A 14,173-nucleotide genomic window follows, 5' to 3' on the forward strand; every position below is an offset into this window, starting at 1 on the left:
CTTCAGAAATTAGCCTAATCATTGAACAATATTTTAATGTGCTTTTAAGTTTTTATCCATAAATACACATTTTCAAATTACATTTGTATACTTAATTTTTTCAACTTATGACTTTAAATCATCTACGTTTTACTTTACTTTTTCTTAGCTTAGGAACGATTTGTTTTGCGCAGGATTTAAGACCAGATACGAAAAATCGATCTTCGCAAAAAGTAGAACTGCATAAGATTGAAGTAGATTCATTGGAGTTGATTTTGGAAGATTACAGACAATCTATGAAATTGGATTCGCTATGGAGAATCCAATTGACAGATCAAAGCTATTCCAGACGTTTAGAAAATGTCATCAAAGACAGTCTGGAAAATAAGGCCGTTATCACAGAAATATCCACAGAGCTTTTAAAAGAACGTTTATCAACTTTAAACGCAAAAACTCCATTCAATATTGAATACAATGAAAGTTTGGAAAGTGTCATCGGTTATTTCTTAAGGAGAGAAAAACAAGGAACGGAAAGACTTATAGGATTAAGTAAATTTTACTTTCCCATGTTTGAAGCCACACTGGATAAATATGACGTTCCGCTTGAGATGAAATATTTAGCTTTAGTAGAATCTGCCTTAAATCCTCAGGCAAAATCCAGAGTTGGCGCCACAGGCTTATGGCAATTTATGTACAGCACAGGAAAAATGTACGATCTTGATGTGAGTAGTTATGTGGACGAGCGTATGGATCCCGTGGCTTCAACGGAAGCTGCTGCAAAGTATTTGAAAAGGTTATACCACATGTTCGACGATTGGGATCTGGCATTGGCGGCTTACAATTCCGGACCAGGAAACGTGTCCAAAGCCATACGCCGAAGCGGAGGAGAAACCAATTACTGGAAACTCAGAAGATATTTACCACGAGAAACTGCTGGCTACGTACCTTCCTTTCAAGCCATGCTTTACCTCTATGAATATGCAGACGAACACGGGTTCCAGCCTCAGCGTCCAAAATCAACTTATTATGGTACCGATACCATTAGAGTAAAGCAGCTCATCACTCTAGACCAGGTGGCCAAGGTTACCCAGACCGATAAAGAATTGCTGGAATTTCTCAACCCCAGCTATAAATTAGGAATTGTACCTTTTGAAGAAAATAAATCCTATTATTTGCGCCTTCCATATGAAAAATCAGGATTGTTTGTAGCCAATGAAAATGAGATCTATGGCTTTGCTAAAGAGCGTCTTGCTGAAGCTAAAGAGGCTCTCCCAAAAAATTATAAAGCCGACGATAAGATCAATTATTACGTCAAGTCTGGGGATTATCTTGGAAGAATTGCAGAAAAATTTGGAGTCGGTGTAAGCCAGATCAAATCCTGGAATAGTTTGAGAGGGAACAACTTGTATATAGGACAAAAGCTTATCATTTATCCAAGAAATGTAAATGCTATGGTGGAAGCTCAGTCTAAAACTACTCCAGCCAAATCTTCAACTGAAAGCAAAACTGAATTTTACAATGTCAAACCCGGAGATTCACTTTGGACCATATCCAGAAAATACCCTGGCATCAGTGTTGAAGACTTAAAGTCCATCAACAAACTGAATAACAGTCAATTAAAGCCGGGAATGAAACTCAAAGTGTCCAAAAGCTAAAAGAACGCTCTTAATTGAACACTTCCCGTGTGTATTGCACTTACATTTTCACTTTTTCTGCCGAAATAGGTCAAGTTAAGATCTAAAAAATCTGTGATTTTCTTTTGGAGAAACAACGACCAAGTAAAGTTATCATTGGGCAATAAGCCTTCCAGCAATTGGTAAGCCACCGGAGAAAATGTACTCCCTTCAAATTTATTTTGAATGTAATTCATCTCTCCGTTAATGCTATATTTTTGAGCATTATTTAAGGTAAACGATAAGCCAAAGGTTTGCTGATTCAAAAATTCCTGCTCTCCTACCTGGTTTTCCTTGGAAGCTAATTCATAGAATACATCAAAACGTTTGTCACCAAGCAAATAAGACAATTTAGGATTTAAAGAAAAACCCTCAATTTCAAAATTTCTATTCTGAAATCGATCCGAAAAACTCTCGGAAGAATTAAGGTCCTGAGTTAATGTCAACAACCAACTCTCCTGAAACTTATGAATAAACTTGAGCTCATGCAAAAGATTTGAGCTTTCCTGAAGCCCTAAAAGACTGAAGTTTTTAGTTGTATTCTGTGTGAAATTATAAGACGTTGTAAATTTTTGAAGACTACGATTAAAAAATAGAATATTTCTAAACGTCGTATTTTCTCCCAAAATATTTTCACCACTTCCTCCAAAGGGATTTAGACTCAATGAATTCCCATCTTTACGAAATTTCTTATCCAGCAATAGTGAAGTTTGATTGTAAAACTTAGAAGCTATTTTTTTCCAGCCTTGTTTATTCTGCCAGGTTTGAAAATTTAAAGTGAGTTGTTGGCTAAATCGAGTTTGATTGGTTCTCACAAAAATTTGATTGGGTAGTAATATCCTCACAAATCTCCCTTCATCCTGAAACTGAGCAATTTCAAATTCATTCAACTCTTGGACTCCATTACCATTATAATCTATCCAGGTGTACTGTCCTTGACCCGGCTCAACTTCGAGATAGGTGAATTCCTGCTGTGCAATACTTCCACTATTGGTTTCATATGAAGTGTTTAGATTAACCAGCCTATCCCACAAGTTTTGAGAATAGTTGACTCTGGAGTTCAAACTTTGCTCATCTGCCCGGTCCTGCTCATTAAATTTCAGGTTCCTGAGATTAGCAAATACTCTGAGTTTGGTCGCTTGCGTATTGACCAATTGAGACCTCACAAAGTAATTATCGGACGAGTTGACGCGTTGCAGATTGTTATTTCTTAAACTATCATTTTCTCGATACCTGTAACCCAATTCTGCATAAACATTTGTAGAATCTCCCACCCCGGAGAACACTTCATAACTAGCAAAGCGCTGAGTATTGGGGGTGAATTCTTCATTGTCTACTCTCGATTCCTGATTATCCTCCAAATTGTAACGCAAACCCGACCAAAATTTTCTAAAATCATAAATTCCAGAGACACTTGCCCTCACAAATTTAGAATTCAGAAATGAAGATTCACTATCCATATAACTGGCGTTCGCATCTATTCTGAATTTGCTTTGAACTTGCCTGGCGCTTATAGAGTGTTTTTCGCCAAGAAAATCTTTTGAATATTCCAAACGCTGAAAGCGGTACTGAGTATTGCTTTCCAAATTATTTCTGAAATCAAAGCCAGTATCGACAAAGATTTGATCTCCAGTTGGATTAAAAAGATTCCAATCTCTGGTAAATTCAACATTGTACAATCGTTCAATACTCTTATAAGTTTCTTCTATAAAATTCAAATTTCCAAAAACATCCAGCTTTTTATCTGCACCCTGTTGATATAGAGTCTGATTAATAGATAATTGAGTTGCCAGGCCACGATTATCTCCCTGGTCTCTATCAGAAAATAAATTTTCATCATTATTACTAGCTGCGACTTCAAACTGAACCGTTGTTTTTTCTGAAGGAGAATAGACGCCATTGAGCATAGCAATTTGGAGTTTGGTAGGAGCAAAAAGCTTGACGACAGGTTCAAAATTACCCTGTGGAATACCATCGATTGGTGAGACATATTCATAAATATTAGCAATAGCATCTCGACTTGATAATATATAATTCCCTTGATTGGTGCCCAGATTGGTAAACCGAACGTTGAACAATTCAGCTTCGGGATCGTTGGAAAACACGAACACTTCCCTGCCATCACGAAGTTCTTTTTCGTATAAAATTCTGTTTTCAGAATATTCAGCAGGAACTGCGCTCAGCGCAAACATTTGGTCTTGATTATCGCCAGCGTCCTCTAAAGCATTCACTTGCTCATCTGTAAGACTTTGTTGTAAAGGCTGATTTTTGAGGTCATTTTCATTGTAAAGAAATCCATTCAGTTGAAGTGCTTCAGACCTAAATCGAGATCCTGTTGTGGCAACGATTCTTGAAAAGTTTCTGTCGGAGACCTGATATTCAACAACAATTCGCATTTCAGAAGTAATAGGAAAAGTAGAATTAAAGATTAGTTCGCCAGCATTATAGTCTATGAGATAGTCTTCGTTTTCTCCCCGGGTTAATAGCCTTCCATTGACATAGACATCTTCACTTCCAGAGATGATCAAGACAAAAAGTTCACCATTTTGTCCCACCAGTTTATAAGGTCCTTGATTTCCCTCCTGAGCAGTCAGCTCACTCCGTGTAAAAACCCCTCTCACTAATGCGCCAGCGGAGTAAACTTCGGTTTGGCGCTTTTCATTACCTACATCTGCAGAGAGCAAAAGTCCTTGCACCCGCTTGGTGTAGGAAGCAAAAAAAGATTCGTTTTCTATCAAGTCAATATCACCAGCACGTATTCTCCACTTCTCAGCTTCCAATTCAATAAAAATCTGGTCAAATTCATCTAGTTGTTGGGTATATCCTCCCGACTGAGTTGGTGCATTGTCGTCCTGAATGGAAGCCTTCAAAGACACATTTTCAGAAATTTTTCCGGAGATCTGCAAATCAAGTTCAGATCTTACCACTGCATTTTGATTATTTCCAACACTTATTGCTCTTGAGATGCTTCCGCTGGTATTAAGTCCGGCAAATGGGACAAAACTGCTAGGCTGTCGCTGTTGCTGTAATTCATACAAATTATCAACAGGGTTTCCTGTATCAATAATCAGGCTTTCGTCCAGGCCTTTGTAAGTTTTGGTTAGAGATTCGGGATACTTTAAATAAGTAACTATCAAACTATCATAGTTTGATTTTAATTCTGAAGAAGGAAACAGCTGAGCCTTGGGAAAATCAATCCTAAAAAAGGTGGATTCAATGTCTAAACTATCGGTGGTTTGTAATCTGAATTGAAATGGAGCAATACTTACCTCTTCGAGTTGAATGGTATCTTGGACACTTACAGTTTTGGTGACTAAGCCAGACTGACCAAAAATTGAGCTGATGCCGCAACACAAAAAGACAAGTAAGAGATAATGCCTCATGTGTGTAAAACTAAAGCTTTACTAAAATATTTTAATCACTTACAAAAAAGTAATTGAGGAAATCAGGAAAGTTTATAAAAACACAAAGCCTCGGTTATGAATCCGAGGCTTTGCTAATTAACCAATCTATTATGAAAAACTTCATCCTGATACAAATATAGAAGATTTGTTTACTTTTCAAAACAATTAATAAGCTAAAGATTTATTAAATTTAAAATTAATTTTCAAAGCTCTCGTTAACAGGGGGTTGCCAATAAATATTTTTAAAGTTTTTTATTTTATCATTTTCAATTTCCACACCCTCTTCTTCCAATAGCCGTTGCATCGTATTCTGCCCAGGAAAATGATGTTTACCTGTTAACATTCCATTTCTATTCACCACACGATGCGCTGGCAAATCCCGATCCAGCTTCACACAGGCATTCATGGCATATCCAACAGTTCTGGCACTTTTTGCAGCACCAATAGATTTTGCAATTGCTCCGTAGCTGGTCACTTTACCCTCTGGAATTTGTGCAACAACTTCGTAAACCCTTTCAAAAAAATCTGAATTAGCCATGATTTACATATTATATAATCTAGCAATAGTAATGATAATAAGAACCAGCATCAAAGCCGCCATAAAATAATTGGAGTATTTCTTAAACAACTCCGTCTTTCCATCGATTTTCATAATGAAAATGATGTAAAGGTATAATGTTGTAAAAGTGCCCAGAGCTGCACTCAAGGCAAAAAAAACATCATTATAAATCGTAAAAGTGATTTTGAAATTGTTAGTCAACAGAGTTCCAATAAGGACAAAATAAGGTATTGGAAAAATATTGAGTCCTGAAACTAAAATACCCGTGAAAAAACTTTTAGTTCCGGTTCGCTTCTTAATTGTACGTTGAGTCTTTTTGCGATTGGCAGACAATAAAAAGTAGAGAAACATCAAGATCAGGATGGCAACTCCTGCTTTGAGAAACATACTCTTGACGTAAGGGTTTGAAAAAATATATTTTGAAATTAAAACAGCAAGTAGCGCCTGAAAGAAAACAACTAAAGAAGCGCCAAAAGCCATAAAAGTACCATTGCGCTTTCCTTTTTCAAGGCAGGTTTTTGCTACACTCATATTAACAAGTCCCGGAGGCACCACCCCAACAAAAGCCGCTAAAAAGGTATAGATGTAAATCTGTAAGTCCTCCAAATCTTAGTCCTTGAGTCTAAATTTTAAATAGGTGATAGATTTCTTTTTGTCCAAATATTGCTGTTCATAGAAAGTTTGAATACCAACTACTTCTTCCGGCGCTTCATGGTTAACGTAAACATCGTGATGCGCATAAATAATGTCGTGACCCAAACCTTCTAAAATGCCCAGAGTGTAACCATGCATAAATTCGCTGTCCGTTTTTAGATGAATAAGGCCTTCTTTGGTTAATATTTTTTTGTATTTATTCAAAAAATCAGGATTGGTCATTCTGTGTTTGGTGCGTTTCCACTTGATTTGAGGATCTGGGAAAGTGATCCAAATTTCGTCCACTTCACCTTCTGCAAAGACCTGGTCGACTAGTTCAATTTGGGTTCGCAGAAATCCTACGTTTGACATGTCTTCTTCAATTGCTGTTTTGGCCCCTCTCCAGAAACGCGCTCCTTTGATGTCTATTCCCAGAAAATTACAGTTTGGGTTTCGCTTGGCCAAACCAACCGTATACTCTCCTTTACCACATCCTAATTCTAAAACCAGAGGGTTGTTATTCTTGAAAAACTCTGTTTTCCACTTTCCTTTATATTCGTATAGTTCATCAACTATTTCAGATCGTGTAGGTTGTACTACATTTTCAAAAACCTCGTTCTCTTTAAATCGTTTAAGCTTGTTTTTACTCCCCACTTTTGCTGAAATTTTTGTGTAAAATTAACTAAATTTACCAATACTCAAAACCTTCTATTTTGGACTTTCCCAACCATGTTCTTGTTTCTCCTCTCAACTGGGGTCTTGGCCACGCCAGTAGATGTGTGCCCGTGATCCGCTATTTTCTGAAACAAGGCTCTAAAGTCAGCATTGCATCCGATGGAAATGCGTTACAGTTATTAAAAGACGAATTTCCAGACCTGGATGTTTTAGAATTAAATTCTAGCAATGTCACTTATTCTACATTTGGTTTTTTCTTTTATCTGAAATTGATACTGCAAGGTTTTGGACTTCAGAAAAGGGCTTTAAAAGATGAGAAACTGGTAAAGGCTTTCGTCAAAAAACATAAAGTAGACTTAATAGTTGCAGACCATAGATTTGGCACTTTTTCAGAAAATGTAAAGTCGGTAATTATCTGTCATCAACTTCAGTTTAAAGCAGGGCTTTTTTCCTACAGCTCATCTCATTTCAATGCCAAAAGTTTAAATAGATTTTCTGAAGTTTGGGTTCCAGACACAGATACATCTCCAAGTTTGAGTGGTGTTTTAAGTCAATATCATAAAGTTAAAGCACCCGTGAAGACGATTGGCATCTTAAGCCGTTTTTCCAAACTCGAACTGGGAGAAGACATTGACTACATAGCAGTTATTTCGGGACCGGAACCTCTTCGAACCCAGTTTGAAAAGAAATTGATTCAAGCCTTTTCAAACTTAAAATCCAAAACCTGTGTGATCGTACGAGGAGTTTATGATAGGGAGAAATTAAAAGATTTACCTCATCTAAAATTTTATAACCATTTAAATTCTGAAGAGCTCAATTCGCTGGTCTGTAGAGCCAAAGTAGTAATTTGCAGATCGGGTTATTCCTCTGTTATGGATATGGCTTGTCTTGGTAAAAAAGTATTTTTTGTTCCTACACCTCACCAAGGCGAACAGGAATATTTAGCAGAAAGACTAGAACACATGAAGATTGCACCGTTCTCATCTCAGGAGAAATTTAAAACTACAGATCTCGAAAACTTAAAGTTTTATTCTGGATTTAATTCAGAAGAGATGCATCAGTTTCCTCTTCCAGGATTTCTTGAGACTTTGGAAGGGTAAAGGAAAATTCACTGCCAATGCCGTAAACACTATCTACAAAAATTTGTTCATTGTGTGCTTCTATAATGTGCTTTACAATGGAAAGTCCTAAGCCAGAACCGCCTTCACGTCTGGAGCCTGTTTTATCAACTCGAAAGAACCGCTCAAAAAGTCTTGGAATGTGTTCCTTCTCAATACCTTCCCCGTTATCATTGACACGAAGTATGATTTTCGAGTTTTCTAACTCTTCAAAACTGATTTCTGTAGTTCCTCCTTTCTTACCGTATTTGATAGAATTGACAATAAGATTGGTCACCACCTGCTGGATGCGTTCCTTATCGCCATCGACATAAATAGGAGCATACTCCTTATCAAAATTAAGACTTATTTCTTTTTTAGCCGACTTCATTTCCAGAAGTTCGAAAACACCTTCGACAAGCTCTACAAGGTTAAAGGGTTCAATATAAAGATCGAGATCTCCAGTTTCCAGCTTCGTGATCATGTCCAGATCTTTCACGATGTAAATCAGTCGATCTACACCTTTGCTAGCTCTATTCAGATATTTTTTTCTGACTTTTTTATCTTTTATAGCGCCATCCAACAAGGTAAGAATATATCCCTGAACAGTAAATAAAGGGGTTTTAAGCTCATGAGAGACATTCCCTATAAATTCTTTTCGGTAATTTTCTCTCACTTTCAACGTTTCAATTTCAAGTTTCTTCCCTTTAGCAAATCGCTCGACTTCTTCTGTAAGCGTTTTCATATCGGAAGTTGTTCTTGGATTTGAAAGTGAGGATTGATCTAGGACTGAAACGCTATCATAGATAGATTTTACTCGTTTATAAATGAAAAATTCTATCCTGAGTTGAATGATGAAGAAAGAAAAAACAAAGCAAAGCAGAGCAAAAACAAAAATAGAAGCCAAATTGACTTCTAGTTGTATGTACTCATAAAATGTGATTAAGCCCGTAAGAAAAACAGTGATATAAGTGGAGGTATTGAGGGCAAACTTATAGGATCTTTTAAATTTTTTACTCATTCATGAACAAACTTATAGCCGACGCCTTTCACGGTTTTGAATTTGTCGTCGCCCAATTTTTCTCTTAATTTTCGAATATGGACATCGATGGTTCTTCCACCCACAACCACTTCATTTCCCCAAACTGTGTTTAAAATATCATCTCTTTTAAAGACTTTATTAGGTTCTGAAGTGAGTAAAGATAGCAATTCAAATTCTTTTCTCGGTAAGGTCATCTCAGTTCCTTGGCTAGAAATTTTATACTCATCCCGATTGATGATAATATCTCCTATTTCTACGATGTTCTTTTCAGATGATCCCGATTTAAAGCGTCTCAACAAGGCTTTCACTTTGCTCATTAAGACTTTGGGTTTTACTGGCTTGGTAATGTAATCATCGGCGCCAGCGTCAAATCCTGCTACTTGTGAGTAATCTTCTCCTCTCGCCGTTAAAAAAGTGATGATGGTATTCTCCAGGCCTTTGGTTTCACGAATCTGTTCACAAGCTTCTATCCCGTCCATCTCTGGCATCATCACGTCCAGGATCACAAGTTGGGGCTTTTTCTTCTTGGCTTTTTTAACGGCTTCAAACCCGTTTTCTGCCGTGACTACTTTATAACCTTCAGCATTTAAGTTATAACTTAAGATTTCTAAGATATCTGGATCATCGTCCACAACAAGTATAGTGATGTCGGATTTTTTCATGAAGTTTTAGTTTTGATAATGACAAATTTAAGGCTTTGAATATTAGCATAAAGTTAAGAATAAGGAATAAAAAAAGCTGCTCCGTAAAGAGCAGCTTTCTGGCTAATTATCAAAAAACATTTAAAATTTATAACTGTATCCTAAAGAAAAACTTCTGAAAGGTCTTCTTATCTCAAAAAGCTCCCTTTGACCTCCAAAAGATTGGTATTGACTTTCTCTGTCATCATTGAGAATATTGTTAGCTCCAAAACTTATGGTCGATTTCTGGTCTTTTCCAAATTTTTGAGAAAAGTTGAAATTCAAACTATGAAATGGTTCTATATATACATCTGGGTTAAGACCAAAACCTACAACCTGTAACGTTTCACCCTGCACATTGTAGAAAAAGCCAGCTTCCAGACCCATTTCCTGGTTATTATAATTCAAACCGGCATTGATCAAATATGGAGATTGGCCTTGTAGTTCTCTTGTATCATCAATAACTTCTCCTTCTCTCGCAAATGCTTGTCTGGACTCAAACTCCTGCCCAGCACCTTTATTCATCTCAATCCTTGATTCAATAAAAGAAATGTTGAAGTTTAGACTTAGATCTTTTAAGCTTTCAGCAATAAAATTGAAATTTTTTCTAGCTTCAAATTCAATTCCAAAAACTTCTGCAAAATCAGAATTTCTCGGTGTAAATTGGTTTGGAGCATTGACGTTGAACGCAACGAGTTCAATTGGATCGTTGAATCTTTTGTAAAAACCACTTAGAGCAAACATCTGTGCCTGGTCACCATAAAACTCATATCTCAAATCGAAATTATCGATGTAGGAAGGCTCAACATCAAGGTTCCCCAAATATATTATGCCTGTAAGAAGATCTACAATTTGGACATTCGATTTTTCTTTGAAAGAAGGTCTGGCTGTTGTTCTGGCATAAGATAATCTGAAATTGGTATTATCACTGTACTCGTAAACGAAGTTTGCAGATGGAAAAAGATCTAGTTTGCTTAATGTTTCTTCATTATCAAAAGCTTGCCCACCTGTAGTTACGCCTGTGTAGTACATTCTGAAATCTACTAATCTTAAACCAATAACACTTTTCAACTTATCACCAATTTTAAATTCATTGGAAGCATATGCAGCACTAACGGTTTGGCTAGCATCAAAAGCATTGGAAGGTTGAAAAGCACCTCTCATAAAATATCCAGAATTTGAGTCAGCATCATAAACATTATCACTTCTTAGAATAGCATTTGGATCACCATTAAGGTCTCTTGGATTTGTATTTATAAAACCAACATTATAGTTGTAAATAGCATAATCCCTTTGTTTGTAAGAAAAGAATCCTCCAAATTTTAGTGTTGAGTTTTTTTCTAATAAAGAATACTTTTTGGTGAAATCCAATTTTCCTACTGCATTTACTTCTTCCAGCTCTCTCCACAATCTAGTAGGGAATCCAGCATCAGAGCTTATGTTTAATGTATTTACTTCTCTAATGAAAGTAGTAAGTCTCACATCTTTATCATCTGCTTTTACAAAACTTGGTGATAAAGACCAGTCTATTGTAAAATTACCATCATCCCGCGTATGTTTTCCGCCTAGAAGAAAATTGGTAATTGATCTTTCGTTGTACTCAAGGTTGTCTTTTACTGTAGAAATAGCATTAGAAATTTGGGTATCCTGATCGAACAAAGAAGCTTGACTCAAACCATTCTGTATATGCAGAACATTAAATTTGTACTTTGAATAATCTGTCTTGTAGGAAAGACCAGTCATACCGGTAAGCAAAACGTTGTTTTGACCTAAATCACCTATCTGTCGTCTGTCAAACCTTAATTCGTTTACAGAAGGGTCTGGATTCTTTTGGTAAATACCGTTTTCAAAATTCTCATAAAAATTAGTCTTATTTTTATAGTCGAGCGAAGCAATAAAACCCAACTTATTGTCCTTGACATCCCATTGATTGCCGTAACCCAAACCTAGACTAAAGTTCATAGGACTTGTATTTCTCTCTGTTGCCATCTGTGGATTAAACCTACTCGTTAAAGGACCAGTAAGCTGATTATCTGGAGAGGCTGGGTTCGGAATTCTTACATTCGGATTTACCGGAAGTTCTCTGGTTCCATCATCAAAGCCTAAGAAGTCAGTATTACCACCAGGATAATTCAGATAACTATCTTGGAAATGCATGTCTGGATTATATTCGCTACTGAAAGACACGGTAAATTCTTCCTTTGAAGGAAAGTCTCTTGTAATAATATCAATTACACCACCTGTAAAATCCGCTTGTAAGTCTGCTGAAGCAGATTTGGAGACATTTACATTCTCTAAAATACTTGTCGGGAAAATATCCATTTGAATGGTATTTTTGTCTGGGTCAAGACCTGGAATATCCATACCGTTAAGCACAGATTTCGTGTATCGGTCTCCTAATCCTCTTACAAAAACATATTTACCATCTTGGATAGAAACTCCAGGTACTGTTTTTACAGCCGAAGCGATATCACTTGCTCCAGAACGTTTCATGGTTTCTATAGAGATAGCATCCATCAAAACGTTGGAATTTTTTTGCATCCTAAGAACAGATTCTTCTGTATTTTGTCTTGCAGTCGTAGTAATGATAACTTCATCAAGATTTCCTGCTGCTGCACTTAAAGTTACATTGACGAAAGTATTATCGCCTTCTTTTACGATTACCCCCGTAATTTCTTTAGTCTGATAACCTACAAATGAAAACACTATATCATAGGTTCCTGGCTCAAGGCTTAGCTGGAAGTCTCCCTCAAAATCTGTAGTTGCTCCTTTAGACGTATTTTTAACCGAAATGTTAGCAAACGGAAGAACATCATTTAACTCGCCGTCCATTACTGTTCCTGAAACTTTACCTGTTTGTGCATTCGTAGTTAAAAACATGAAACTGAATACCACAAGACTTAATAGATATCTCATTTGAAAGATCTTTGTTTATTTTTATTTATGAAAAAATCCACCGCTCAAAATGAGCAGTGGATAATAATTATAGTGTGATTTATTTATAAGGCATTCTGAGAAGAGGCATACGTCCAATTTGCAAATACTGATAAGTCAGCACCTACTGTTGCATTGGAAGCAGCCTGAAGCACAGTTACATTATTAGTAAAATTACCTTCAGACCCGGCTGGAGCATCTATAAGAAGTTCTTCAGCGCTTGCAACACCTACTGGCAGAACGATTTCATTAGTATCAAATACAATAAGTCCATTCGCAAAATTATTTTGAGAATCTACACCATTGAATCTAAATTTAGCTTCGCCTGTTGTAGTCCCACTGAAAACCGCATTTTTAATTGTACCTATGGCACCGTCTCTAAAGTCAGCATAGAACTCACCATCTTCAGCATCTATAACTGTAAGGCCATCAATTGTGAATCCAAAGTCAGCTGGATTTGCTGCATCTGGTCCTTCTGGTCCGTCAATTTCTAAAGCTCTGTCAGAATTTGATGACTGGATAACAGCAGCATTGGTAATTGTCCCGTTATAAGCCTGATCAATGTCTAAACCGTCATCTTGCTGAGCCCAAGCCAATAGGTTTGAAGAATTTGTTGTTCCACCAAACCATTCAAAAGCATCGTCCTGATTAGCTACAACTTCAACATGGTCGATAGTTGTTCCAAGGCCAACACCTCCCATAGTTAATCCGTTGATTTCGTTATCCTGTCCAATGGTAATTCCTCCGTGTCTGATTGAGACATATCTTATGATACCAGAGTTATCCTGTGGATCGTTGCCACCATATTGTCCATAAGGTTCTGTTGCCGGAATACCCTCTATCTGTGCAGTACCAACGTTACCATCAACAGATATTGGAGCATTTCCTAAAACTATTACACCTCCCCATAGACCAACATTCCCTAAGTTCAAATTTGTTCCTGCAACTGCACCCAATTCAATATTATCAAGAACTGACGTGAATATAATTGGTGACTGAGCTGTACCATCAGCGATTAATCTTCCACCTTGATCAACAACTAGTGCTGCCGCCGCTGCTTCTTGACCTTGTTCTCCTTTAATGATAGTTCCTGGCTCAATTGTAAGAGTCACACCCTCATTCACCACTACTTTTCCATCAAGTACCCAGAACTTATCGGCAGTCCAGGTTTCGTCTTCAGTTAAAATTCCAGATCTCACCTCAGTGTTACCTTCTTCTCCTCCACCTTGACCTGGAACATCTGGTGCATCATCGTCACTGCTACAACCAACGGAAACAATACTTAAGCTTAACATTAAAGCAAGGATTGTAAAAATGTTTAAATTCAATTTTTTCATTTTGATAAATTTAATTTGTTTTTGATGTGGCAAACTTACGGGCAGAATTGAGTTCTGATGTTATGTAGTTGTTAACAAAAGATTATTCCCAGATTAATAGATTGAAGTTTTGTTAATCAAAATTTTACATTGGAATAAAAGACTAGTTCCGACCTCAAGA

Annotated in this window: 10 protein-coding genes; 2 read left to right on the top strand and 8 right to left on the bottom strand. The window is 36.9% G+C overall.

The window, feature by feature from the left end; all coding sequences use genetic code 11:
- Positions 1 to 107 precede the first annotated feature (107 nt).
- Positions 108 to 1,634 carry a lytic transglycosylase domain-containing protein gene (locus LB452_RS11290; protein WP_224461843.1) on the top strand — a complete coding sequence of 509 codons (1,527 nt, stop codon included), beginning with the start codon at positions 108 to 110 and terminating at the stop codon, positions 1,632 to 1,634.
- Here the strand turns inward: LB452_RS11290 and LB452_RS11295 are convergent.
- The 4 genes from LB452_RS11295 to trmB all read right to left on the bottom strand — a co-directional run bounded on the left by LB452_RS11295 (position 1,631) and on the right by trmB (position 6,902).
- Complete coding sequence (locus LB452_RS11295; RefSeq protein WP_224461844.1) at positions 1,631 to 5,035, bottom strand: hypothetical protein; 3,405 nt, start codon at positions 5,033 to 5,035, stop codon at positions 1,631 to 1,633. The genes LB452_RS11290 and LB452_RS11295 overlap by 4 nt on opposite strands.
- 217 nt (positions 5,036 to 5,252) lie before the next feature.
- Positions 5,253 to 5,594 carry an MGMT family protein gene (locus LB452_RS11300; protein WP_224461845.1) on the bottom strand — a complete coding sequence of 114 codons (342 nt, stop codon included), beginning with the start codon at positions 5,592 to 5,594 and terminating at the stop codon, positions 5,253 to 5,255.
- Positions 5,595 to 5,597: 3 nt separating this feature from the next.
- On the bottom strand, positions 5,598 to 6,221 hold the full coding sequence (locus LB452_RS11305) for a LysE family translocator (protein WP_224461846.1): 624 nt from the start codon (positions 6,219 to 6,221) through the stop codon (positions 5,598 to 5,600).
- Between the two features lie 3 nt (positions 6,222 to 6,224).
- Positions 6,225 to 6,902, bottom strand: coding sequence for a tRNA (guanosine(46)-N7)-methyltransferase TrmB (trmB, locus tag LB452_RS11310; RefSeq protein ID WP_224461847.1), 678 nt, complete (start codon positions 6,900 to 6,902; stop codon positions 6,225 to 6,227).
- Positions 6,903 to 6,961: 59 nt separating this feature from the next.
- Here trmB and LB452_RS11315 point away from each other — a divergent pair, with 59 nt between their 5' ends.
- Entirely contained in the window at positions 6,962 to 8,023 is a 1,062-nt protein-coding gene (locus LB452_RS11315; RefSeq protein WP_224461848.1) for a glycosyltransferase, read from the top strand.
- On the opposite strand, the gene LB452_RS11320 is transcribed toward LB452_RS11315, so the two are convergent.
- From LB452_RS11320 to LB452_RS11335, 4 genes are all read right to left on the bottom strand, one after another.
- Positions 7,962 to 9,041 (bottom strand): sensor histidine kinase, encoded by a 1,080-nt coding sequence (locus LB452_RS11320; protein WP_224461849.1) that lies wholly within the window; start codon positions 9,039 to 9,041, stop codon positions 7,962 to 7,964. The two genes, LB452_RS11315 and LB452_RS11320, sit on opposite strands and share 62 nt — an antisense overlap.
- Positions 9,038 to 9,724 (bottom strand): response regulator transcription factor, encoded by a 687-nt coding sequence (locus LB452_RS11325; RefSeq protein WP_224461850.1) that lies wholly within the window; start codon positions 9,722 to 9,724, stop codon positions 9,038 to 9,040. Before LB452_RS11325 ends, LB452_RS11320 begins: the two co-directional genes overlap by 4 nt.
- A 120-nt stretch (positions 9,725 to 9,844) precedes the next feature.
- A complete protein-coding gene (locus tag LB452_RS11330; RefSeq protein ID WP_224461851.1) occupies positions 9,845 to 12,658 on the bottom strand; it encodes a TonB-dependent receptor in 2,814 nt (937 codons plus the stop codon).
- An 83-nt stretch (positions 12,659 to 12,741) separates the two neighbouring features.
- The gene (locus LB452_RS11335; RefSeq protein WP_224461852.1) at positions 12,742 to 14,013 is read right to left on the bottom strand and encodes a hypothetical protein; all 1,272 of its coding nucleotides are present in this window, start codon (positions 14,011 to 14,013) and stop codon (positions 12,742 to 12,744) included.
- Between the last annotated feature and the right edge of the window lie 160 nt (positions 14,014 to 14,173).

Source organism: Psychroflexus longus (assembly GCF_020164595.1).
Lineage (GTDB): Bacteria > Bacteroidota > Bacteroidia > Flavobacteriales > Flavobacteriaceae > Psychroflexus > Psychroflexus longus.